A 23,459-nucleotide genomic window follows, 5' to 3' on the forward strand; every position below is an offset into this window, starting at 1 on the left:
TAACCCTCCAATCGATATTTTCCCTGTATTTTCAGTGGCTTACTCGTTTATGGACGGGCACTAGTTAGCTTGGCCGTAGCTTTCAGTTAATATGCAGAAAAACGGAAACAGGAGCATCCGAGTGACGCGAACTATTAGAAAGGTTACCGTTCATAGCTCTCTCGTACATCCGCTACTAGCTGCGCACACGATCTAAGTATGACCAACGATGAACGTACTAACTGTTCATTGCGGCCAGGCTCCATTTCACCATCCGGTAGATGCTTCCCACCGTGGAATAGATTATTGCGCACCGATCTGACCATGAGAAGAAGCTGCTGAAGCTTTCGTTGGTTTTGGTCTATTGAGAAATCACAAAACTTGACTCGGCGGTCCTCAGTGAGGACCTGCTTTCGGGGTGGGTTGATCCAAAGATATTCAACTGCGCCTCTGAGGTCTTCGCTTGCTTCAGCATGAAAATGTCTATTAGCTTCATTGGCGAACCTATCCCAATTGGCAGATACGGCCCCTCCGTCTCCTACAGCAAAACGTGTCGCCTTTAGGGCATACTCCATCCTCGCGAAAACGGCTAGGAATTCGCATGCGAGTTCACTTGGCATATGTAGATGGCGAAACTCGTTATTCATGTGCCCCCTTACTAACAGTTTAGTCATAGTAATCGATTTTCCCGTGACTCTTACCTCCGGTCAAGTACTAGTGAAAGTTAACCAAAACTAACCGTGCGGTCAAGCGATTGGAGCACCTGGAACATTCTAATTATTGAAATACGATCGGCGGGCATCAAGCTTCCTGGTTGTCATTTTACCTTGCTAATAGAAATCAAAGCGTTGTCTGGCAGGGTGACATCAGGGATATAAAATACAAGGATCGATGATCATTATTCCCACACTGCATGTCGATTTCCCCATCGATAAAAACAATAAACTTCTATCTCTGCTAACAACTGTTCACAGGGAAAAGCTATCTTTAAGAGAACGCATCTCCACCCGGGGTCGATTCACGGCCATAAGCGATCTTTAGTGATTAAAATTGTCTCGATCACCTAACTCCCCCATCAACGCCATTTACATGAGGAAGAGAATAGTTAAAATATTCTTGCTGGGGAGTTCGACGTAACTCCCAACGACCAATATGATTTTCTGGCCTATCTCTTTCAATAGCATGTGTTAGTACTAGGCGTCGTTTAGCTCGCGATACACCAACAAAGAAAGCACACCGATTAGCATCTTGATCCCCAAAGAATATTTCGTTCTCAACAGCCATAATTATCGTTGAGTCGAACTCCAACCCTTTGCTCTTATGGATGGTCAGAATACGCACAGACTGATCATCAGAGAAACGAGTCAAGGCTTGGCGCAAATCGGGGGAAAATTCAAGCAATTCTTCAATGCGCGCTTTGGTATCTCTCACAACTTCACCTAACCTGGAATGTGACTCATAGTCAGGCGAGAGAGCAACAAGAGTCTCCAGTCCTATATTATTCAGAAAACTACACACAGAATCCCACCATCCCGAAAACGGCTCACCCAAAAGCTCGGCCGTGGCGGCGATTTTTCGTTGTTCCTTGAAGAAGCGTTGGAAATTTTTCCTTGCGCTAGACTGCGCCTCCTCATCGGCGAAGGGAATCAATTGATTCATCAGCCGAATCCATGCGTTGGGCTCTCGCTGACCATAGAGGCAGGACAAATAATCAACAACGAGCCTTGCGGCAGGCTCGACAGTAATATCCTGCATCTTCTGTTCATTCCGGTAAGGTATTCCCTAGCTTCCAGTCCCGCCATCAGGTGGTTGGCGTAAAGATCTAGTTGCTTGGACACTAATACGGCGATTTCGGATAATGGAACCTGTTCATTTCTTATCCACCCGGCAATCAAATCGGCCAAGTATTCAGCTTCTCCTTGGGCATTCTCGAATTGCCACGCGAAGACCTCTCCCTCCTCACCAGCAAGTTGGTGATCTGGCATGACGGAATCCGGATCGAGCACACGAATGATCTCATTCTGCATACGAAGCAGTCTTGGTTTTGAACGAAAGTTTCGGTACATGTTTAGTGGAACCGCTGAAAAGTCCCTAGCGAACGTTTGGAAAATACCGTCCAGGGCCCCTGCCCATCCCATGATTTTCTGCTTATTATCACCGACAGCGGTAAGACGAATGCTCGTACCTTGGAAAGCTACCTTCACGAGTTCATACTGCCGATCCGTGCAGTCCTGGAATTCATCCAAGAAAACATCGCTGTAAGTTTGGCGTACGGCATTTCTTGCGACAGTAGAGGCCTTGAGAATTTGAATTGCTAGGGGTACAAGATCATGAAATGTAATTTGCCGTCGTGTGACTTTTCTTTCGCCAATCGAATAATCTAGATCAAGAGCATCATTACCAGTTAGCACTAATCGGAAACGATCAATAATACGCTTTGCAAACGCATGAAATGTGTAGCTATCAAAGCGGGAAGCTAGTTCTTTTCCACAGCGTCTCTGGATTCGCTCCTTTAAATTTTTGCCGGCGTCAACTTTAAAAGAGATAGCGAGTATTCTCTTCGGATAACGGCAGGTTCCGGTTCGTAGGAGGAAGTCAGCTCTCTGTGCAAGCATTTCCGTCTTGCCCGCGCCCGGCCCCGCCGTCAGAGCAAGACAGCGCGCTTGTTCCTTCGCGGCCCGCAGTGCATTGGGTTCAAGCGTCAGCCCATCCGAAGGCAGCCATGCATCTATAGCAATCACTCGGGCAGCTCCGCAAGTTTGGCGATCACGGCATCTGCAATTCGTCCAAATGCTTCTGGCATGTTCTCAAGAATTTCCTCGTCGCTAAGTTGAGCAAGAGCAACTATATGCACGGCGGGCTTACTACCCAGCTTAAAAAGCTTGTGATACGTAGAGAAAAGATTTAACTCGTCTCCGCTGTATTGGGATGAGTTATGATGGCTCTTTCCCAAGACGGCTTTAATCGTTGAGTCATCCGGAACTTCCTGCTGAACACCGTAAGCACCTGGGAAAGCAAGGAGCATTGAAAAATCTAAATCCATAGGAAATGAAAAAAACACGCCTCGCATTTCCAACTCTGAAAATACACTCTTAGTGCGGTTTTCGAAGAAATGATGGGTACGAACAGGTACTTTGTCATCATTCCAATCTTATAAATAAAAAGTATTTGGAAGGGCTTTTTCAGGTTCATATAAGCCAAGTTGGTTATTTACATACTGTATTCTCCCCCAACCCGCTTGGTATCTGCCCACATCTAAATCGAGAAGGGTCAAATATGGAATTTTTAGTCCTGATAGCAGGCGCCAGAAATGGTTGACATGTCTACCTCCAAGCGGTGCAATCGTGACCGCTGATTCATCAACTGGTGAACCCTTTGCCCGGAAAAGTCGAGGTAGTACAATTTCTTCGCTATCCCCTTCACCCAACACAACCAAACGTGAGAAGTATATCTCAGGGAATGCCTGGACAGCCTCGCGTACAAACTTGTGCGCTTCATCGGCTTTAGCGGGTAACTGGATTTTCGTAATTCTAGATTTCCGGGTTTCGGTAAGTCGAAGATATCGAATATGTTCCGGATCGACACGTCGCAACATTGACGGAGCATGCGTAGCAATTAGGGCCTGGGCATCCTCGTTGCTCGTCATAGAGTTCAGTGCACTGACAATCCGCCCCAAATAGTGAGGCGAGAGGCTGTTCTCCGGTTCCTCAAGGGCAATCAAAGTAAAGACTGGCGGACGCAATTTTTCTGGATCAAAAGAGCCGTCCTCGCCGGAGAGGACGCCACGCCCAATTGCTTGAGAGGAGAGCACCAATGACAGATAGAGCATTGACTTCTGGCCATCACTGAGCCGGGAAAAGTCGACAAGATTTTCGTCATGTCCAGGCGAGAATGATACGGATAAATGACGAAGCAACGCCTCGATCTCAGATGCTACAAAAGTAATCTTGGGATCTGTAAAGTAGCTACCTTTATGAAGGGTGGTCCATGTTTTCATCAAGTGGAAATTAAAAGCATTGACCGATGGATTAGTAGCCAAACTCTCACTAATCTGGTCGGTGAACCCTTTGACCTCCTCTCGTTCATTTTCCCAGTTAATTGCCCGTAGCAGGCGCCCAAGCAGTGCGTTTGTCCCGTACGCGATGTGGTCAGTCGGATCTCTTCTTGCGGGAAGATAGTGGACTTGTATGTGATTTCGTTCTGATCTAGGAACCATTTGAGGATTTAGAGGTGAGCCGTCCGGTCCAGCTTCAAGTACATACACAAAAGTCTCATCAATATCCCCATCCAAGCCCATCGTGGCACTTAGGCGATATCGAACCCTAGGAATTCCGTCAGGGTCATCAAGGCGCATGTGACTGAAATGGGGAGCAACTGTCGAATTATCTTCTTCATCCTCCAGCTCGGGGAACACGAAGTCCGCCTCAATCCATAGCTGCCTTTCTTCGGGCGATTGTTGCTCATCGTGCGGGACATGGAAGTCTGAACGCTGAATACGGCGTAACGATGCCAAGTTACCCATGAAAAGTAGACACCCTGTATAGTTATATTAGCCCTATATGGAGGTGTCCAAAATGGCACGTAAAAAACATCAGCACTACACTGAAGAGTTCCGCAAAGAGGCCATAAAGCGCTCTGAAAAGCCAGGCGTCACACAAACCCAGGTAGCCAAGGAGCTGGGTATCAGCGCCCAACAGATCTCGAACTGGAAGAGGCAGTTCAACCGCCTATCTGATAAGCAGTTCAACTCAGTAGAAGGCGTGGATTATTCCAAGCAGGAGAGCGAGGAGCTGCGTAAGGTCAAAAGGGAGAATAAACGCCTGAGAGAGGAGATGGAATTCCTAAAAAAGGTTTCTGCGTACTTCGCGAAAGACCAAGAGTGAAGTACGCGCTCATACTAGACCACGTGGGTCAATTCAGCATCTGCTTGATGTGCGATGTTCTGGGCGTGCATCGGTCAGGGTTCTATCGGTGGCGAGATGCTCCACAAAGTAAGCGAGAGACCCGTAAGGAGGAAATAGCATCACTGGTTAAGGATACTTATGAAGCGTTTGAGGCGGCCTACGGCGCGCCTCGAATCACCCAGGAGCTGAATGCCCTCGGACACAAGTGCTCGGTCAACTATATCGCCCAGATCATGCAGGAACGGGGCATATTGGCCCGCAATGGCAAGGCCTTCAACTATGGTGGCCACGCCTTAACGATGCACAATGTAGCCGACAATCTGTTGTGGCGAGACTTCTCGACGGACCATCCCAATCAGAAGTGGGTAACAGATATCACCTACGTGTGGGTTCGAAAAGAGTGGCTCTATCTGGCAGCGGTGATGGATCTGTATTCGCGCAGGATCATTGGCTGGAGCTTGGATACGAGCATGACGGAGCTGCTGATTACACAGGCGATGCAAATGGCCATTGATGCTCGAGGTGTGGCGCCGGGGGTGATCGTTCACTCTGATCGCGGCACGCAGTATCGCTCTAACAGCTACGTGAGCTTCCTGGAGAAGCACAACATCTCACGGAGTATGAGCAGGAAGGGAAATTGTTGGGACAATGCAGTAATGGAGTCTTTCTTCGCCCGGCTCAAGGTAGAGCTGATTTACGCCAAATGCTATCAGTCGATTGACGAAGCAAAATCAGGTATATTCGGCTACATTGAGATCTTTTATAACCGCAAGAGAAGGCATTCTGCAAACGACGGGTTAAGCCCTGTTGATTTTGAAGAGAGGGCAGCTTTTGCTGCATAAGTAAGGTGTCTACTTTTTGTGGGGAACACCAGATGGATCAAATGCAAACAGTCGGCACAAAGCCTGGAGTGCAGCAGTCTTTCCTGAACCGTTGGGGCCAATCAGATAAGTTATATCCTCCAGTGCCAGTTCTGTTGGTTTTGAATCGAAGCTTTGAAAATTTGAAATCCGAATCGACTGTAGTTTCATCCTTATCCCACCTGTTATCAACATTCGCGTTGGGTCGATCTCTGACTTGGGAAGATGCCTGCCTCGGGCCAATAGCGGACATCTTAAAGGGTCTGTTGTTTCAACCATTGAGGTCAATAAAGTTTCAAGGCTAAGGTTATCTATATAACCTTAGCCTCTTTCAAAACATGTTCATATAATCGTAGAAATTGACCAGAAATGCCCCATTTTTTAGCGGGACTATCGTCGTTACTTAATAAAAGCGCGATGACCCAAAGAACTTGATTCAAAGTATGCGTTACCGAAGAAAGAACATTCTCAACCTGCTCTCCGACATTGAAAATCATAGCATCTTCCGCATAAAGAATTTTATTTCTGAAATCAACTCTGTGTGTCGCAAACTCCTTGACTGAACTATACCCATGACTTCTTATCAGTTCTTTAAAATCTTCGTATAAGAACTCAACCACATTCTCCACCTCATCGCCTTTGCTGAGAAAGATATTAAAAGGAGAGTTATCGATATGGCTATCGCCTATATGCAGCCTCAATAGCACTTTATCTTCGGCGATAATTGGTTCAAAAGAAACATCTACGCTTGGCGCATCTTCACTAGCATCTATTCTCATACCGTTTTTAAGAAAACTATAAATAATAAGAGCTATATTATTCACGGTTGGAGAAAACAGCTGCTTCACATAGTGATTCCTAAATTTTTTTGTAATATGTTTGCATTCAACAAAGCTGTCTTCATTACGCTTAATAATATCAAAAACTGCAACCGTCAACTCCTCTTCTGCCGCGATGAGCCGTATTGCAGACATTTCGGGGTCAATATCTTTAATAACCAACGCTTTCGTAAAATGACGATAACAACTCTCTATCCTGCTCATAACACTCGTTGTAGCGTTGCTCTTCACAAACTCCCAGACATCTTGATTTATACTCTTATCCCAGAATGTGTGAGCTTCTTTAGATAGCGTTTCAATTTCCATCTTCAGCGATCACCTTAAAACTAATTAAATCACATCCAACAACTCTTTAAATTCAGAAGAGTTTTCATCCATTGAATCTATCAGTGCTTCTTTTTTTATATCCAACAATGCCCGATTTTCAAAAACAAAAAACTCACTGTGGTTTTCAAGTAGAAAGTTGGCCAAGTGTCTTGGAATTCCAATATTCTGCAATTCGATTACACGCCAGTCATTCGTTCCATATTCGAGAAACTCGCCCCAATTTTCACCAGCGCTTTTGTCGCCCAATTTTTCTGCCAAGATATCGTAATAATTGCTAAAATAGTTCTTAAGTTTAAACCTCAAAATATTATCGACATCCGATATAAGGTTGTTGATCACGATATTGATGTGTTCTTTGCTGCCAGAGTTAAAAATTACTAATTCTGTTCCACTCCATATCTCCCCCTTCTTTCTATAATATCTTATGGCATCACTAATCATCCAACTTAAGGACTGTGAATTCATCCAGCTAGACATTAAAACCGCATAATATTTCAAAATTTCTCGTGATGGAAGCAGTGGATTTCTGCCTCCCACTTCTTCGGTTTCCCAAGAATAAAAATCGCATAAAAGTTCGAGCTTTCCTAATATAGAAGCGTAACTGATATCCGATGACAGTGTTCTATATGCCAAGTCTTTGCATTGGTAGATGTGATTTTGATATTTAGATTTAATCATTGAATATGATGAAAGAATCTGTTCTGGTATCACCATCTCCTTATTAAGCTTTTGCAAAACTACTTTTGCATTATCATTTTTTGCTAGAAAATTAGACCTCAGAGCCGAATCATCTGATCGGATTTCGTGGATAAGTGCTATGTTTGCATAGTGGTTATAAATGTTTCTTTCACTATCCGTAACATTCTTTCTCGTAAATTCTTTCCCCGTAAGTGAAGCCTCAATGTGTTTATAAAAACTTCCTCGTCCTGAAATCAGCAAAGGCTCAATAGGTTTTATATCTCTATTTTTTACTACACTTAAATCTATCTCTGGGTGCTCCCACCTATTCCTCTTATCCTGAATACGGGTGCATATAATATTTCCTGAAAGCTCTCGCGTAAGTCTTCCAGCACGTCCGGCCAAATTCCAAAAATCAATATCCGTGAATTTGGTCCGACCAATAGCATTATTAAGTATGAATATATTTTTAGCTGGAAGATTAACGCCCTCTAGTAATGTTGAGGTGCAAAATACAAAATCGATGGCTCGGACAGAAAATAGCTGCTCGACCTTTTCTCTTATTCTTTGCGGAAGGCTTCCAAAATGGAAAGCCACCCCCTTCTTAAGACAATCAATTAGAAAGTATTTTTTATGTAGATGCTCCTCAATGACGGATATAACCTCATCAATGCGATCATCTTCTTTATCTGGCAAAGTCTTTGAGAAATCCAAGGCATATTCAATGGTATCGCTCTTTGTATTGCAGTATATGATACTGGCATCACGCTTACTTAAACGCTTAACCCAAGTATAAAAATCATCATCATTGAAGTTAAGGTCTAGATTTTTCTCATCCGATACATCGGAAAACATTAAACAACGCTTATCAAGAAAATCTAAAAAGTATCGATTCTGAGAAACCGGAGAGCTTTTTACGCTTTTTGCTTCCTCGGTACTCTTCTCAAAAAGTTGCAAAAACACTTCTGGATTAGGGATGTTGGGGGACGCAAAATAGAGCTTAATGCTCTTTCTCTCGGCCTGTAGAATTGCATGATAATATAATGGGCTTCTTGTATCATTTGGAGATGTAACTTTTTGAGCCTCATCAATGAATAAATATCCAATTTTAGGGTTGCTAAATTCCGCGAGATACGCTGTTAATCGCTCCGGCGTAAAAATAAAAATAAACTTTTTTTCTTCTTTTCTAAAAGCTTCGGGGACGGTTGGGTGAGAAAGTATTTTATAATTATCAAGATCAAAGAATTCCTTTTTAAGTTGCAATAAGGTTTGGTTGATCAGTGCCCTTGTTGGGACAAGAATAATAATGTTTTCACGGCAATTATTATCTTCTATCAAATATCTTATGAACTCTTTGATAATAAAAGACTTACCTAACGATGTTGGCCCTGAAAAGCTATAATGATTGCTGTTTTTTAAATTGCTAAAAATATCATATTGCTCATCGGTAAAGAATAAATCTTTGCCGCTAGACTTCTGATAGATTTCCTTAACGTTTTTCTCAAAGATAAGCTCAATAGAGTTGTCGTCAGAACCTAGATCATTGTCTTCTAAAAACTTTATTGCTGGGAAGTTTCCAAGCTTGACTAAAATAGAGTGGGAAAACCTCTTAAAGAGACTGTCGCTCTTATAATCATAAATCAAAAGGCTCACTATTTTATAAGCTTTATTTTGTGCTTCGAAGTTTTTTGAGCGCGAAAGAATATCTGCAAAGCGCAATAAATCAACGTATTCCTTGGAGCTTAAAATGGCCTTATCTGTATCAAAAAAGTTTGCCGCAGATAACATCTCTGCCTTTATGAATAGGTCTATAAAATACTCATCTTCTAATATTTCTGTCGAAAGTTTATTAAAAAAACTCATGCCGTAATCTCTTTCTGAATTTTTTTGCGGCTATCTTCCAAGCTTGTGAAAGGAAGTATGTATATATAGAAGTGGTGACCTGAAAGTTCGTGATCTTCGATTTTATTTTTTATATGTTCAAAAGATTTCTCAATTTCAGACTTAATCTGCTCTTGAACTTTAAGGCGAAATTCTGAATTGGGAAGACGCTTGTCTTCTGGGCTTATAGCTATTTCATAGCCAACAAATATTCCGAACGCATCATCTACCTCAAAATCATTATCCCTCTTTGGAACTATGACAGACCGAATAAAATCAATTTCCCCTTCAGAGAATTCCTCTTTCTCCAAGTTGTCGCTAACGAGAGATTTCTCGTACGGCAAACCGCTCTTCGCATCTCCCTTTTCATTAATGCAGTTTTTGAACTCATAAATTGACTTAAAGGCATCACTTAATGCCGTTGTTAGCGATTTAATCGTCTTGGATTCACCAAAAATAAGTTGATATTTCCCACCCTCTAATTTTAAAAAATGCACACCGTCCGCACCGTTCACGTAATGACCGGTGGATGTTTTTAGTTCTAACTTGGAAAGAATTTTAGGAGCGTTTAAGTGAGTTTCGAGGAAGCAATATAAAAGAAGCTCGCCTAGTTCACCCTTATTTTTTAGATAATCAAGAAACTTTTCTCTGGCTTTCCTAGACAGTGTTCCTGGACGATCCGAATAACGTTCACGTACCTTTCTTGATAAAGAATATTCTATAACTGGGTCAGTTAAACGATCCGATAACGAGTTATAGTCAAACTCATTTGCGTTTATTTTTAGTACAAACAAATCCAGCTTGTTTTTTCCATACTCATCCAGCACATTCGAACTTATATGGTCAAAGCTATCTAGAAATTCTTTGCTTTTGATGCTTAATTCCATACCTCAATTTCCAGTAATAGCCAACAAATGATTTCGCCAATAACAACAATACTTATATAAAAGGTGCACCGAATTTTTCGATGACTTGAACGCTCTGTTTACACTTAATGTCCGCTTTGGGTCGAAAGCGGACGCTAGCACTAGCACTAGCACGGCGGTGTTTGCGTTAGTATCTCGCGCTGTGCGTGATATTATTCCGCCGCTACGGCAACTATTTGTTTTTGCGGGAAAATTCTAAGGAAGGGTGCGCACTACAAACTCCCTCTCATCAACTCACGCATTTTGGCAGGTAGCCACCATGGCTACGTTTGTACATTCAAGATTCTAAACTGCCACAATCGGCACCAATTGGCAATACTTTGTAGGAGGTAAATTGGGCCGCTTTAGGCGGCCCATTTGTTACTCGCTAGGGATCGGCGGGCAGTGGAAGCTTTGCGCAATCTTACCCCCCTCCATTGAATGCAAATGCACATCAAACCCCCACAGCCGGTGCAGGTGGCGGATCACTTCCTGGGCGGAGTTATCCAGCGGCTTTCTGGAGTGGCGGGTGTGGTGCAAAGTGAGTGAGCGATCACCCCTGATGTTGACGTTGTATACCTGGATGTTGGGTTCGCGGTTGCCCAGGTTGTACAGGCCCGCCAGGGACTGGCGTACGGCCAGGTAGCCTTCTTCGTCGTGGATGGCGTTGACTTCGATGTGGGCTTCCTGGTCGTCGTCCACCACGGAGAAGAGTTTCAGGTCCCGAATGATTTTGGGGGAGAGGAACTGGAGGATGAAGCTCTCATCCTTGAAGTTGCGCATGGCGAAGTGCAGGGTTTCATTCCAGTCGCTGCCGGCGATGTCCGGGAACCAATGGCGGTCTTCCTCGGTGGGGTGTTCGCAGATGCGGCGGATGTCCATCATCATATTGAACCCCAGGGTGTAGGGATTGATGCCGCTGTAGTAGGGGCTGTCGTACGGCGGCTGGTAGATGACGCTGGAGTGGGACTGGAGGAACTCCATCATAAAGGCGTCGGTCACCAGGCCCCGGTCATACATTTCATTGAGCAGGGTGTAGTGCCAGAAGCAGGCCCAGCCTTCGTTCATCACCTGGGTCTGGCGCTGGGGGTAGAAGTACTGGGCGATTTTGCGCACGATGCGCACCACTTCACGCTGCCAGGGTTCCAGCAGGGGGGCGTTTTTCTCTACAAAGTAGAGCAGGTTTTCCTGCGGCTCGCTCGGGTAGCGCTGGGGGGCGTGGTGTTCTTCGCTCTCCGGGTGCATTTGGGGGATGGTGCGCCAGAGGTCATTGACTTGTTTGCGCAGCAGAATTTCCCGTTCCTCCTGGCGGTAGCGTTCCTCCTCGGCGGAAATGGGGGAGGGGCGTTTGTAGCGGTCCACGCCGTAGTTCATCAGGGCGTGGCAGGAGTCGAGGATGGCTTCCACCTCACTGATGCCGTAGCGCTCCTCGCACTGGGCGATATAGTTTTTGGCAAACACCAGGTAGTCGATAATGGAGCTGGCGTCGGTCCAGGTGCGGAATAGGTAGTTGCCCTTGAAGAAGGAGTTGTGACCGTAGCAGGCGTGGGCGATCACCAGCGCCTGCATGGTCATGGTGTTCTCTTCCATCAGGTAGGCAATGCAGGGGTTGGAGTTGATGACGATCTCATAGGCCAGCCCCATTTGCCCACGGGTGTAGGCGTTCTCCACGGAGAGGAATTGCTTGCCGTAGGACCAGTGTGGGTAGCCCAGGGGCATGCCGGCCGCGGAGTAGGCGTCCATCATCTGTTCGGAGCTAATGACTTCAATTTGGTTGGGGTAGGTGTCCAGCCCAAATTCTTGCGCAATCCCGGCGATGGCGCGGTCGTACTCTTGGACCAGCTCAAAGGTCCAGTCCGCGCCGGTGGAAATCGGAGTGCGTTCTCGCATGGGTTACACCGCCTGTTTGTGCGTTTCTTTATGGAACAATTCACGGAACACCGGGAAGATGTCCTGTACATCGGTAATTTGTTCCATGGCAAACACCTCGGGGAATCGCTCCTTCACGATTTCGTATTCGTGCCACAGCGCCTGATGTTCGCGCTGGGTAATTTCAATGTAGGAGAAGTACTGCACCATGGGCAAAATCTGGTCGCACAGTACGTTGTGGCAGACGCTGGAGTCCTCGTTCCAGTTGTCCCCGTCGGAGGCCTGGGCGCCGTAGATGTTCCACTCGGTGGTGGGGTAGCGCGCTTCCATGATGCTGTGCATCAGTTTCAGGGCGCTGGAGACGATGGTGCCGCCGGTTTCCCGGGAGTAGAAGAACTCCTCTTCGTCCACTTCTTTCGCGCTGGTATGGTGGCGAATGAACACCACCTCGGTGCGCTCGTAGTTCCGCTGTAGAAACAGGTACAGCAGAATGAAGAAGCGCTTGGCGATGTCTTTGGTGGCCTGGGTCATGGAGCCGGAGACGTCCATCAGGCAGAACATCACCGCCTTGCTGCGCGGCACCGGGTGTTTGACATGGAGGTTGTACTTCAGGTCAAAGGTATCCAGCCAGGGCACGCGTTTGATGCGCGCTTCCAGGTCGGTAATCTCTTCCTCCAGAGCCTTCACCTTGCGGGCGTCGTACAGGATGTCCTGCTTGGCCTGTTCCTCTTCCAGCTGGGCTTTCAGTTCCTTGAGCTTGCGCCGCTTCTTGGCGGTGAGGGCGATGCGCCGGGCGTGGGCAGAGCGCATGGAGCGCACCACGTTCAGTTGCCCGGGGTTGCCCTCGTTGCTGATGCCGGCCCGGTGGCGTTGGAAGTCCTCATCCCCCACCAGCTGGCGTTTGACCAGGTTGGGCAGGGCGAGGTCATCGAACATGAAGTCCAGAAACTCGCTTTGGGAAATCTGGAAAACAAAATCATCTTCCCCCTCGCCGGAGTCGCTGGCGCCGGAACCTCCGCTGCCACCGCCCTCGCCGCCGGGTGGGCGTTGGATTTTGTCACCACTGGTGAACTCTTTGTTGCCGGGCAGTACGTTCTCCCGGTGGCCGCCCTGGCCGTGGTGGAACACCGGCTCGTTCAGGTCCCGGGAGGGGATGCTGATTTTTTCACCTTGTTCAATGTCGGTGATGGAACGCTTGCTGACCGCCCCGGAAACGGCTTTTTTGATGTGCTCCCGGTAGCGGCGCAAAAAGCGCTGCCGGTTCACAGCGCTTTTGTTTTTGGCGTTCAGGCGACGGTCGACAATATGACTCATACGCATACCTCGTAGAATAAAACACCGGCAGTGCCGGCAGTAACGCCCGCCGGGGCGTTACTGGGATTTGCGGACCCGCAGGTACCACTCGGACAGCAGCCGAACCTGCTTTTCCGTATAGCCGCGCTCGATCATGCGCGCCACAAAGTCCTGGTGTTTTTTCTGGTCGGAAGCGGAGGCCTTGGCGTTGAAGGATATAACCGGCAACAGGTCCTCGGTGTTGGAGAACATTTTCTGTTCGATCACCGAGCGCAGTTTCTCGTAGCTGTTCCACGCCGGGTTGCGGCCCTGGTTGTTGGCGCGGGCGCGCAGCACGAAGTTGACGATTTCGTTGCGGAAGTCCTTCGGGTTGCTGATACCGGCCGGCTTCTCGATTTTTTCCAGCTCCTGGTTGAGCGAGGCGCGGTCCAGAATTTCGCCGGTGTCCGGGTCGCGGTACTCTTGGTCCTGAATCCAGAAGTCGGCAAAGGTGACGTAGCGGTCGAAAATGTTCTGGCCGTACTCGGTGTAGGATTCCAGGTACGCGGTCTGGATTTCCTTGCCGATATAGTCCACGTAGCGCGGGGCCAGGTATTCCTTGATAAACCCAAGGTAGCGCTCGCGCACCTCCGGCGCGAACTGCTCGCGCTCGATTTGCTGCTCCAGCACGTACAGCAGGTGTACCGGGTTGGCGGAGACTTCGGTCGCGTCAAAGTTGAATACTTTGGACAAAATCTTGAACGCAAAGCGGGTGGAGAGCCCGTTCATGCCCTCGTCCACGCCGGCGGAGTCCCGGTATTCCTGAATCGACTTGGCCTTGGGGTCGGTGTCTTTGAGGCTCTCGCCATCATAGACGCGCATCTTGGAGTAGATGTTGGAGTTCTCCGGCTCCTTCAGGCGGGAGAGCACAATAAACTTGGCCAGCATCCGCAGAGTGTCCGGCGCGCAGGGGGCGCTGGCCAGGGAGCTGTTCTCCAGCAGTTTCTCGTAAATTTTCACTTCCTCGGATACGCGCAGGCAGTAGGGCACCTTTACGATGTAAACCCGGTCCAGGAAGGCTTCGTTGTTCTTGTTGTTTTTGAACGCCTGCCACTCGGACTCGTTGGAGTGGGCGAGGATAACGCCCTCAAAGGGAATGGCGCTCAAACCTTCGGTACTGTTGTAGTTGCCCTCCTGGGTGGCGGTGAGCAGCGGGTGCAGTACCTTAATGGGGGCCTTGAACATCTCCACGAATTCCATCAGGCCCTGGTTGGCCCGGCACAGGCCGCCGGAGAAGCTGTAGGCGTCCGGGTCGTTCTGGGGGTAGTCCTCCAGCTTGCGGATGTCCACCTTGCCCACCAGGGAGGAAATGTCCTGGTTGTTTTCATCCCCCGGTTCGGTTTTGGAGATGGCAATCTGGTCCAGAATGGAGGGGTAGACTTTCACGACCTTAAACTGGCTGATGTCGCCCTCGAACTCGTGCAGGCGTTTCACCGCCCAGGGGGACATGATGGTTTTCAGGTAACGCTGGGGAATGCCGTAGTCTTCCTCCAGAATTTGCCCGTCTTCATTGGGGTCGAACAGGCCCAGGGGGGATTCAAACACCGGGGAGCCCTTGATGCAGTAAATGGGCATATGCTGCATCAGGGCCTTGAGTTTCTCCGCCAGGGAGGACTTGCCCCCGCCCACGGGGCCGAGGAGGTAGAGCACCTGCTTCTTCTCTTCCAGCCCTTGAGCGGCGTGCTTGAAGAAGGAGACGATCTGCTCGATGCACTCCTCCATGCCGTAGAATTCGTCGAACGCCTCATAGCGTTTAATGATTTTGTTGGAAAAGATGCGGCTTAAGCGCGGGTCCAGGGAGGTGTCCACCAGTTCCGGCTCGCCAATGGCCATGAGCATGCGCTCGGCGGCGGTGGCGTAGACGCTCCGGTCGGTTTTACACAGGTCCAGGTACTCCTGAATGCTCAACTCTTCCTGTTGCGTCGAGACATAGCGCTCGCGGTAGTGATTGAAAATGGTCATTGATTCACTCCTGCACTTTTGAGCGGCCTTGTATTCAAAGCCAGTCGCTAAAAGCTTTCACTGAATAAGCATAGCCGCTAAACGGCCATCTCGTTGTATCTTTATAGGCAGAATTATCCTTTCTTGCTTAATTTCTATGAAAGTTTAATGCCAAGGTTGGGGACATGAATTCCGTGCAAGTTTGCACCCGTGCCGGGCTGGCCAAAAAAGCGTTGAACGGTTGTTCCAATTACGAGTCATGTGACTGAAATTATTCGAACCCGAGGCTCGAACATTGTTCCCGAGCCTGGCCCCCAGCGGTGGTTCCGAAGCGGGGCGCACGAGCCCTATCCGGAGCATGGGAATATGCCATAATGCGGGTCGGTTTCCGGGGTGGGGGATACCCCTTAACTCCGGTGTGTTTGGCAACGGAACGGAAGAAGGACTAAGTATGCACTCACCCTCAGCGAGCAGCAGTACCCGCCCGGAGGTTCTGGTCACCGGCGGTGCCGGCTACATCGGCAGCCATGTTTGCGTCGAGCTGGTTAACGCCGGCTACCGCCCGGTGGTGGTGGATAACCTCAGCAACAGCAAGCGCGAAGCGGTGCGCCGCGTGGCACGCATTTGTGAGCTGGAACCGGACTTCTACGAGCTGGACCTGAACGACCGCGAGGGGCTCACGGAGGTGTTTAAAAAGCACGACTTTAAGGCGGTAATGCACTTCGCCGGCCTGAAGGCCGTGGGCGAGTCCAGTCAGATTCCGCTCAAGTACTACCGGGAAAACCTCGGCGGAACATTGACGCTTTGTGAAGTTATGGCGGAATTCAGTCAGGGAAACCTGATTTTCAGCTCCTCCGCCACCGTCTACGGCGACCCGGCCACGGTGCCGATTGACGAGCGCTTCCCCACCAGCGCCACCAACCCCTATGGCCGCAGTAAGCTGATTATCGAAGAAATCCTGCGGGACCTGGCGGCGGCCCCCAAGGAGCACCAAAACAGTGCCTGGAACATCACTCTGCTGCGCTACTTCAACCCGGTAGGCGCCCATGAAAGCGGCTTGATCGGCGAAGACCCGTCGGGCATTCCCAACAACCTGCTCCCTTATATCGCCCAGGTGGCCATCGGCAAGCTCGAGCGCCTGAGCGTCTTTGGGGATGATTACGACACGGTCGATGGCACGGGCGTGCGGGACTACATCCACGTGGTGGACCTGGCCAAGGGCCATGTGGCGGCGCTGGAAGCGTTGGATAGCACCGGCCCCGGCTGCCGGGCCTACAACCTGGGCACGGGCCAGGGCTACTCCGTGCTGCAGATGGTGAAAGCCTTTGAAAAAGCCAGCGGGCGGGACATTCCCTACCAAATCGCACCGCGCCGCCCGGGGGACATCGCCAACTGCTACGCCAATGCGGACCTGGCCCGCCAGGAGCTGGGCTGGGAGGCGCAGTTCGGGCTGGAGCGCATGATGGTGGATGCCTGGCGCTGGCAGTCCCAGAACCCGGACGGTTATTGATTCTTTTAGTGCCGCACTTTTTTAACGCGACGGTAAGGCGATTATGTTGATGAATGTGGTGTGGCTTCTGCTCGGCCTCGGCCTGCTGACCTTTGGTGGGGACAGCTTGGTCCGAGGCGCTTTGGCCCTGGCCAAGCGTTGGGGGGTATCCCCGCTGCTGGCGGGGCTGGTGATTGTGGGCTTCGGCACCTCGGCGCCGGAGCTGGTGGTCTCGCTCCAGGCGGCGCTCGGCGCGAGCCCGGACATTGCGCTGGGCAACGTTATCGGCAGTAATATCGCCAATATCCTACTCATTCTGGGGATTTGCGGGCTGATTTTGCCCCTGCTGGCCCACCCCAACGCCCTAAAGCGGGACGGCCTGGCGATGATCGGCGCCACCATTTTCTGCCTGTTGCTCTTCCGCGATGGCTCCCTGAACCGCCTGGACGGCATCATGTTCCTGGTGGCTCTGGCAGCGTATTTGATTTGGTCCTACCGGACCGAGCGGGTCGATCCGGGGGCGGCCGATGTGGCGTTGCATCAGGCCGAGGCGGATTTGGTGGAAAAGCGCCCCACCAGCCTGTGGCTGTCGGTCGCGCTGGCCGTGGGTGGGTTGGCGCTGCTGATTGCCGGCGCCCGGGCCTTCCTGACCGGCGCGGTGGGCATAGGCGAGGCGCTGGGCATCCCGGAAACGCTGATCGGTCTGACGCTGGTAGCGGTGGGCACCTCTTTGCCGGAGCTGGCGGTGTCGCTGATTGCGGTCTTGCGCCGCCAGGCGGATGTGGCGGTGGGGAATATCGTGGGGAGTAATATTTTTAATATCCTGGGTATTCTCGGGGTGTCCTCGCTGATTCAACCCTTATCCCTGGCGGGCCGTTTGTTGGCGGTGGATCAGTGGGTAATGCTGGCCGCGGCCTTGGCGCTGGTGGTATTTCTGCTCAGTGGCAAGCGCTTGAACCGAATTGAAGCAGCGCTGTTACTGACGGGTTACGTCACCTATGTCGCATTTATGGCGGTGTAACCCCTCTCCACTCCTTTTAATGGCGCGCACTTGCAACTGGCGTAGGTCATGGTAAGCGAAGCGCACCTGACATTTTTGGTGGGGCGGCACTTAACCAAAATTTTGCCTGAATTCACGTCCGGTCTGAAGCGGGGTAGACCCTTCACAGACCCGACGTGAATCCATCCCTGGAGTCTTCTCATCGGCATCCATGCCTCAGAGAGTCTGTGAAGGGTCTACCCCGCTCCAGACCTCAGTGCCAACCGAACGTTGTTTTGAGAGAGTGCGTAGGTCACGGTCGGTCCGACGCATCGGAGCGAAGCGCACCTGACATTTGGGGGCGGCACGCTTAAGCGCGGGTTGAGTCGAAGGAGGCCCCCTCAACCAACAGCTCCGCCGCCCGCTCGGCCGCATCCTCAAACGGTTCCAGCACCAAGTCTACCCCCGCGGCTTTCAGTTCTTCGGTTTCCCGGCGGTTTTGGGAAACGGTCGCCAGCTTTCCCGTGAAGTGGGAGGCGTGGATGAGCTGAATAATGGTTTTTCGTGTGTCGCCGACGGTCAGGCCCGAGTGGTATTGGGGGATGGCGGAGACGACCCAGGAGGCATGTAGAAGCGGAAGCTCCGCAATCAGCTCGGCATCGGTCACGTCGCCGTAGGCCGTGGGTAGACCCAGCGATTGCCAATACTTAATGGCGGCGGGGTTAAAGTCCAGCCCCAGAACGCGCACGCCTTTATCCCGAAGGCGCATGGCGATGCCGGTGCCCAGGCGGCCGAGACCGAAGATGATGACATCGTAGCGCCCGTGGGGGTCGGTTGCCTCCGGCTCGCGGGTGGCGCTTTTTCTTTCAAAGACGCCCAGGACTGGCTCGAACAGCGCGTACAGCTGGTGGGAGTAGGTGATCATGTAGGTGGACATGGCGATGGTGACGATGCTCACCAGCGTCACCAGCCCCAGAACGTCTTGCTGCAGGTGCCCGAGGCTGACCCCCATGGCGACAAAAATAAGGGAGAACTCGCTGATTTGCGCAACGGTTAGCCCCGCCAGAAACCCGGTACGCTTTCGGTAGCCCATGGTTCCCATAATGACCATCACGATCAGCGGGTTGCCCAGCAGGACAAACACGGAAAAGACCAGGGCGCCGGGTACGTGGTAGCTCAGCAGGGAGAGGTCCAGGGAGGCCCCCAGAGCGATAAAGAAAAACAGCAGCAGAAAGTCCCGCAATGGGGCCAGCCGGGCGGCGATGCTTTCGCGATAATGGGTGGAGGCAAGGGCCACGCCCGCCAGAAGCCCGCCGACTTCCATGCCCAAACCGATTATCTCCCCCACGGCCGCAAATAGCGTGGCCTGGGCGATGGCGTAGATCACCAACAACTCCGGCGCCCTGGCCAAGAACTCGGTGAGGGGCGTGGCAATATAGCGCACGAACACCACCACAAACAGCAGCAAACCCACGCCCGAGAGCGCCACCTGAGCAATGGAATTGCCCTGCTCACCGCCGTGCTCGGCACCGATGCCGATGGTGGCGAGAACGATCATCGCCAGTACCACTACCAAGTCCTGCACGATCAGAAAGCCGAGCGCGATCTGGCCGTGAAGGGCGTCAATTTCCCGCTTATCCGAAAGTAGTTTTACGATGATGATGGTGGAGGAGAAGGTTAGCGCCACCGCCACGTAAAGGCTGGTCAGTGGGCTCAGGCCGATCAGTAGCCCGATGCCATAACCGAGGCTGGCGGTGAAGAAAACTTGCCCCAACCCGGTCAGCACCGACACGCCCCCTATGGAGCGAATCAACTTCACATCCAGTTTGATACCCACCAGAAACAGCAGCACCGCGATGCCAAGCTCGGAAAGCAGGCGGATTTTCTCCTCCGAGTGCACAATGTCCAGCCCCGAAGGCCCCGCAATCAAACCGACGGCAAGAAAGCTGACAATCAGCGGCTGGCGGAGCAATATGCCAATAAAACCGATAGCCGACGCCAACACCAACAGGGCCGCGATCTCGGTGAACGATGAGTGGGTGATGAGCTCGACCAACTGTTATCCTCCGTTGCGGGTTTCGGTGCTGGGAACGGGTGTGGATACCTTAGACGTGTTCGCTAAGTTGCCACAGTCGGGCTGGTGGAGGCAATAAAGGTCCAAAACGGCAGGTGCGCTTCGCTTACCGTGACCTACGCAGCCCCGTAGTTCCGCGCGACTTTGAAGGGATAGGGGGGTTAAACTAGGTCTTTGTCAGTGGCGAAGGCCAGTGCGAAGGCACCCGGGCCGACGTTGACGGTGCCGGCCATGCTCATCATCGACAGCATCGTCTTCACGCCCGCCTGCTGGCAATCCTGCCGGAACTTCACCAGAAGCGGGTGCTCCTTGATTTCATCCAAGGCGCCGCCGTAGCTCATGGTAATCACCTTACTGGTCAGCCCCTGTGCCATTTGCCGGCGCACATGGTCGAACAACACCTCCAGGCTGCCCCAAAAACCCTTGCCCGTGGCCATTTTTTGGGTGTCGCCCTTGTGCAACTGAATCACCGGGCGGCGGTTGAGGAGGCTGGCCAGTTGGAAATTTAGCCAGGAAATTTTGTGGTCGGCTTTGCGCATATGGCGGCGTTCGCGCATGTAGGCCAGGTCATGGGGGATGATGTAGCCATAGACCTGCTCCCGCATCTGGTCGATTTCCCGCAGGGCGCGGCTGAGGGGGAGGTGGTCGTCTTGTAGGCGTTTGACCAGCTCATACACCAGCAGCGCGTGGCCGGTGAACATGGTCATGCTGTCATACGGGCGAACCCGAAAGGGGGGACGGCCGGTCTGGCCTTCGCTGATGGCGCGGAATTTGGGTTCGTTGACCAGGGCGGCTTCGGAGACGCGCTTGAACACGTCACTTTTTTTGCTGTTGATGGTGATTATTTGCACTAGGTCGTAGTGAGGTAACAGCTTGTGGGTGAGTAGCTGAGTGATGTCCTCCACCGACAGGGGCTCGGACTGGGCCCGCCCGTACTTTGCCCGGGTGTGATTCCGGTAAAACAGCAGCGTGCTTTTCGGGTTGCGGACGTCCAGGTGGTGGCCGTCGGCGTGCTTTATGTAAATGGGCAGTACTTCAATGTTGTGCTCCCTGATGAACTGGGCTGGCAGGTCACAGGTGGAGTCCACGGCGATGCAGGTGCGCGCGCTCATAGCGGTTCTCCGGTTTTTATGATGTGAGCCCGGATAGTGTGAGGTCTGTCACCTTTGGTGGGGAGAGGGGATCGCCTCTATGTGGTGTAAGGCGACGCCGTTGCGGTTTGTGAGCATTGGCTTACAGAGTGGGGCTTTGTCGGCAGTAGGGCTTGCGGCTTTGGTGCGCAAGCGCGGCAACGCCACCGTTTTAGATAGGAAAAGTAAGGCGCACGGCCAGCCCGCCGGAGAGTGTCTGGTCCAGCGTCAGCTGGCCTCCATAGCTGGTGGCGATGTCCACGGCCACGGACAGGCCGATGCCTTGCCCGGGCTTGAGGGTGTCCAGCCGACGGCCCCGTTGCAGCACCTGAGTCCGCTCCTCGGCGGGGATACCCGAGCCATTGTCTTCCACCGAGAGGCGCAGGGCAGTTGGGGTCTGCTCGGCGGTGAGAGCGACCTCGCCGTTGCCGTATTTACAGGCGTTATCGAGCAGGTTGCCCAGTAATTCCAGTAGGTCCTGCTCATCCCCGGGAAAGCGGGCCTGCTCCGGTACCTGGAGGTGAAAGCGTGGCGGCCGGTCCCGGTAGACTTTTTCCAGTGTGCGGCACAGGCGCTCGGCGGCGGGGCGAATGAAGCATTGCCGCCCCAGCCCTTGTTGCTGCTCGGACACGGCCCGGCGCAGCTGGTAGTTCACCACCTGGTCCATGCGCTCGACCTGTTCGGCCAACAGTCGGTCGGTTTCCGCCTCGGGCGATGCCTGCTTTTCCCCCTTTGCCGGTTTTTCTCGCTCCACCAAGCTGCGCAACACGCTCAGCGGGGTTTTCAGGCTGTGGGCCAGGTTGCTCAAGCTGTCCCGATAACGTTGGCGCAGGCCGGTTTCCCGCTCCAGTACCCGGTTGAGGTTGTCCACCACCGGTTGCAGTTCCTGGGGGTAGTGGCCTTCCAGGCGGGGAGTGGAGTGCTCGCGCATGGCTTGCAGCGCTCGGGCCAAGCGCCCCAGAGGCCGAAGCCCCCAGCGCAGAATCAGGGTTTGGGCCAGCACCAGCACCAGGGCGGCCGCGCCCAGCCAGCGCCAGAGTTGGCGGCGGTAGCTGGCCAGTTCCGCCCGGTAGGGGGCTTTGTCCCGCAGCAGCATCAGCTGGTAGCGGTGCTCGCCTCCGAGTTCATCCTCCCAAATAACGGCGTAGCGCCCGCGCCAGAATGGCTCCTCATTCAGGGAAACCGTATCGAGGAGCAGCTCCCCCGGCGAGGGGAAGGGCGCATCGGTGGGGGGCGGTGACGGGTGTAGCTGAGCGGAGTTGGAGCGCCAGATAATGTCCCCCGCGGCGGTCATCAGGTAACCGTAAAGGCCGGAGTTGAGCCGCTCGAACTCGGGCTCCAGCAGCGCCGGTGGCAGGGTCAGCTCCGCCGACTCGCCGGTGCCTTCCAGCTCCGCGACGCTAAACAGCAGGTACACCTGGCTTTGCAGGCGCTGGCGCAGGGCGGTGGTCAGGCTTTGTTCAAAGGCGCGGTCCAGCACCAGCCCCGTGAGCCCCAGGAAGAGGGGCAGCAACACAAGGGAGGCCAGCAATAAGCGGCTGTTGAGCGACAGTGGGCGCTGACTCACCGGTGGCTTGGCTCCTCGGCCGCTCGGGGCATGGTGAACAAATACCCCAGCCCCCGTTGGGTGGTAATCAGTTTGAGGCGGCCGTCCGGGTCCAGTTTGCGGCGCAGCCGCCCGATAAACACTTCAATGACGTTGCTGTCCCGATCGAAGTCCTGGTCGTACAGGTGCTCGGTCAACTGGGTTTTGGAGACGACCTCCCCGCTGTGCAGGGCCAAGTAGGTGAGGGCCTGGTATTCGTAGCCGGTCAGCTCCACCGGTTCACCATTGAGCGTGACGCGCTTGGCGGTGGTGTCGATGGCCAGCGGGCCACCTTCAATCACGCTGCGGGCGTGGCCACTGGCGCGGCGGAGCAGGGCGTTGATGCGGGCCCGAAGCTCCTCGGCGTGGAAGGGTTTGGTGAGGTAGTCATCGGCGCCGGATTCCAGGCCTTCCACTTTGTCCTGCCAGGCGCTACGGGCGGTCAGAATCAGGATGGGGTAGTTGCGAGCCTCGGCCCGGAGGGTCTGGATCAGTTTGACTCCGTCCAGGTCCGGCAGCCCCAGGTCAATAATCGCCAGGTCGTAGGGGTGCTCGCGCCCGAGGAACAGGCCTTCCCGGCCGTCCGGCGCCAAGTCCACGGCGTGGCCTTCGGCCTGAAGTTGCTGTTGAATCTGGGTGCGCAGTGCCGTGTCGTCTTCCACTACCAATAGGCGCATGGTTCGCCTC

At 52.3% G+C, this 23,459-nt stretch carries 19 protein-coding genes; 4 read left to right on the forward strand and 15 right to left on the reverse strand.

What is annotated here, in order from left to right:
- Positions 1-1,038 precede the first annotated feature (1,038 nt).
- From AAE514_RS13135 to AAE514_RS13150, 4 genes are all read right to left on the reverse strand, one after another.
- Complete coding sequence (locus tag AAE514_RS13135) at positions 1,039-1,638, reverse strand: 3'-5' exonuclease (RefSeq protein WP_347332009.1); 600 nt, start codon at positions 1,636-1,638, stop codon at positions 1,039-1,041.
- A complete protein-coding gene (locus AAE514_RS13140; RefSeq protein WP_347332010.1) occupies positions 1,638-2,720 on the reverse strand; it encodes a UvrD-helicase domain-containing protein in 1,083 nt (360 codons plus the stop codon). The genes AAE514_RS13135 and AAE514_RS13140 overlap by 1 nt, the downstream gene beginning before the upstream one ends.
- Positions 2,717-3,040, reverse strand: coding sequence for a hypothetical protein (locus tag AAE514_RS13145; RefSeq protein WP_347332011.1), 324 nt, complete (start codon positions 3,038-3,040; stop codon positions 2,717-2,719). The genes AAE514_RS13140 and AAE514_RS13145 overlap by 4 nt, the downstream gene beginning before the upstream one ends.
- Positions 3,041-3,130: 90 nt before the next feature.
- Positions 3,131-4,501, reverse strand: a complete 1,371-nt coding sequence (locus AAE514_RS13150; protein ID WP_347332012.1) for an ATP-dependent nuclease — start codon at positions 4,499-4,501, stop codon at positions 3,131-3,133.
- A 52-nt stretch (positions 4,502-4,553) separates the two neighbouring features.
- On the opposite strand from AAE514_RS13150, the gene AAE514_RS13155 reads away from it, so the two are divergent.
- Both AAE514_RS13155 and AAE514_RS13160 read left to right on the forward strand, forming a co-directional pair.
- The gene (locus tag AAE514_RS13155) at positions 4,554-4,862 is read left to right on the forward strand and encodes a transposase (protein ID WP_347332013.1); all 309 of its coding nucleotides are present in this window, start codon (positions 4,554-4,556) and stop codon (positions 4,860-4,862) included.
- A complete protein-coding gene (locus tag AAE514_RS13160) occupies positions 4,859-5,725 on the forward strand; it encodes an IS3 family transposase (protein ID WP_347332014.1) in 867 nt (288 codons plus the stop codon). The genes AAE514_RS13155 and AAE514_RS13160 overlap by 4 nt, the downstream gene beginning before the upstream one ends.
- A 9-nt stretch (positions 5,726-5,734) precedes the next feature.
- Here AAE514_RS13160 and AAE514_RS13165 read toward each other — a convergent pair whose 3' ends face one another.
- The 7 genes from AAE514_RS13165 to AAE514_RS13195 all read right to left on the reverse strand — a co-directional run bounded on the left by AAE514_RS13165 (position 5,735) and on the right by AAE514_RS13195 (position 15,536).
- Positions 5,735-5,914 (reverse strand): AAA family ATPase, encoded by a 180-nt coding sequence (locus AAE514_RS13165; protein ID WP_347332015.1) that lies wholly within the window; start codon positions 5,912-5,914, stop codon positions 5,735-5,737.
- A gap of 140 nt (positions 5,915-6,054) precedes the next feature.
- A complete protein-coding gene (locus AAE514_RS13170; RefSeq protein ID WP_347332016.1) occupies positions 6,055-6,888 on the reverse strand; it encodes a hypothetical protein in 834 nt (277 codons plus the stop codon).
- Between the two features lie 24 nt (positions 6,889-6,912).
- A complete protein-coding gene (locus AAE514_RS13175) occupies positions 6,913-9,450 on the reverse strand; it encodes a DEAD/DEAH box helicase (protein ID WP_347332017.1) in 2,538 nt (845 codons plus the stop codon).
- Positions 9,447-10,355 carry a HamA C-terminal domain-containing protein gene (locus AAE514_RS13180; protein WP_347332018.1) on the reverse strand — a complete coding sequence of 303 codons (909 nt, stop codon included), beginning with the start codon at positions 10,353-10,355 and terminating at the stop codon, positions 9,447-9,449. Before AAE514_RS13180 ends, AAE514_RS13175 begins: the two co-directional genes overlap by 4 nt.
- Positions 10,356-10,754: 399 nt before the next feature.
- A complete protein-coding gene (locus tag AAE514_RS13185) occupies positions 10,755-12,263 on the reverse strand; it encodes a SpoVR family protein (protein WP_347332019.1) in 1,509 nt (502 codons plus the stop codon).
- 3 nt (positions 12,264-12,266) lie between these two features.
- The gene (locus AAE514_RS13190) at positions 12,267-13,556 is read right to left on the reverse strand and encodes a YeaH/YhbH family protein (protein ID WP_347332020.1); all 1,290 of its coding nucleotides are present in this window, start codon (positions 13,554-13,556) and stop codon (positions 12,267-12,269) included.
- A 57-nt stretch (positions 13,557-13,613) separates the two neighbouring features.
- On the reverse strand, positions 13,614-15,536 hold the full coding sequence (locus AAE514_RS13195) for a PrkA family serine protein kinase (protein WP_347332021.1): 1,923 nt from the start codon (positions 15,534-15,536) through the stop codon (positions 13,614-13,616).
- 430 nt (positions 15,537-15,966) lie between these two features.
- Between AAE514_RS13195 and galE the strand changes: the two genes are divergently transcribed.
- The gene (gene galE, locus AAE514_RS13200) at positions 15,967-17,025 is read left to right on the forward strand and encodes a UDP-glucose 4-epimerase GalE (protein ID WP_347332022.1); all 1,059 of its coding nucleotides are present in this window, start codon (positions 15,967-15,969) and stop codon (positions 17,023-17,025) included.
- 43 nt (positions 17,026-17,068) lie between these two features.
- Positions 17,069-18,025: a calcium/sodium antiporter gene (locus AAE514_RS13205; protein WP_347332023.1), complete on the forward strand. Its 957-nt coding sequence runs from the start codon at positions 17,069-17,071 to the stop codon at positions 18,023-18,025.
- 328 nt (positions 18,026-18,353) lie between these two features.
- Here AAE514_RS13205 and AAE514_RS13210 read toward each other — a convergent pair whose 3' ends face one another.
- The 4 genes from AAE514_RS13210 to AAE514_RS13225 all read right to left on the reverse strand — a co-directional run bounded on the left by AAE514_RS13210 (position 18,354) and on the right by AAE514_RS13225 (position 23,449).
- Positions 18,354-20,039, reverse strand: a complete 1,686-nt coding sequence (locus AAE514_RS13210) for a cation:proton antiporter (RefSeq protein ID WP_347332024.1) — start codon at positions 20,037-20,039, stop codon at positions 18,354-18,356.
- Positions 20,040-20,218: 179 nt separating this feature from the next.
- Positions 20,219-21,169: a DegV family protein gene (locus AAE514_RS13215; RefSeq protein ID WP_347332025.1), complete on the reverse strand. Its 951-nt coding sequence runs from the start codon at positions 21,167-21,169 to the stop codon at positions 20,219-20,221.
- Positions 21,170-21,359: 190 nt separating this feature from the next.
- Entirely contained in the window at positions 21,360-22,754 is a 1,395-nt protein-coding gene (locus tag AAE514_RS13220; protein ID WP_347332026.1) for an ATP-binding protein, read from the reverse strand.
- Entirely contained in the window at positions 22,751-23,449 is a 699-nt protein-coding gene (locus AAE514_RS13225; protein ID WP_347332027.1) for a response regulator transcription factor, read from the reverse strand. The genes AAE514_RS13220 and AAE514_RS13225 overlap by 4 nt, the downstream gene beginning before the upstream one ends.
- Positions 23,450-23,459 lie beyond the last annotated feature (10 nt).

Origin of the sequence: Marinimicrobium locisalis (assembly GCF_039822625.1) — a bacterium.
Classification (GTDB): Bacteria; Pseudomonadota; Gammaproteobacteria; order Pseudomonadales; family Cellvibrionaceae; genus Marinimicrobium; species Marinimicrobium locisalis.

Excerpts from the sequence above, each read along its gene's own strand:
- AAE514_RS13190 (WP_347332020.1), bottom strand. The coding sequence starts at position 13,556 with ATGAGTCATATTGTCGACCGTCGCCTGAACGCCAAAAACAAAAGCGCT.
- AAE514_RS13180 (WP_347332018.1), bottom strand. The coding sequence starts at position 10,355 with ATGGAATTAAGCATCAAAAGCAAAGAATTTCTAGATAGCTTTGACCAT.
- AAE514_RS13150 (WP_347332012.1), bottom strand. The coding sequence starts at position 4,501 with ATGGGTAACTTGGCATCGTTACGCCGTATTCAGCGTTCAGACTTCCAT.
- AAE514_RS13155 (WP_347332013.1), top strand. The coding sequence starts at position 4,554 with ATGGCACGTAAAAAACATCAGCACTACACTGAAGAGTTCCGCAAAGAG.
- AAE514_RS13225 (WP_347332027.1), bottom strand. The coding sequence starts at position 23,449 with ATGCGCCTATTGGTAGTGGAAGACGACACGGCACTGCGCACCCAGATT.
- AAE514_RS13205 (WP_347332023.1), top strand. The coding sequence starts at position 17,069 with ATGTTGATGAATGTGGTGTGGCTTCTGCTCGGCCTCGGCCTGCTGACC.
- AAE514_RS13185 (WP_347332019.1), bottom strand. The coding sequence starts at position 12,263 with ATGCGAGAACGCACTCCGATTTCCACCGGCGCGGACTGGACCTTTGAG.
- AAE514_RS13175 (WP_347332017.1), bottom strand. The coding sequence starts at position 9,450 with ATGAGTTTTTTTAATAAACTTTCGACAGAAATATTAGAAGATGAGTAT.
- AAE514_RS13195 (WP_347332021.1), bottom strand. The coding sequence starts at position 15,536 with ATGACCATTTTCAATCACTACCGCGAGCGCTATGTCTCGACGCAACAG.
- AAE514_RS13135 (WP_347332009.1), bottom strand. The coding sequence starts at position 1,638 with ATGAATCAATTGATTCCCTTCGCCGATGAGGAGGCGCAGTCTAGCGCA.
- galE (WP_347332022.1), top strand. The coding sequence starts at position 15,967 with ATGCACTCACCCTCAGCGAGCAGCAGTACCCGCCCGGAGGTTCTGGTC.
- AAE514_RS13170 (WP_347332016.1), bottom strand. The coding sequence starts at position 6,888 with ATGGAAATTGAAACGCTATCTAAAGAAGCTCACACATTCTGGGATAAG.
- AAE514_RS13215 (WP_347332025.1), bottom strand. The coding sequence starts at position 21,169 with ATGAGCGCGCGCACCTGCATCGCCGTGGACTCCACCTGTGACCTGCCA.
- AAE514_RS13165 (WP_347332015.1), bottom strand. The coding sequence starts at position 5,914 with ATGAAACTACAGTCGATTCGGATTTCAAATTTTCAAAGCTTCGATTCA.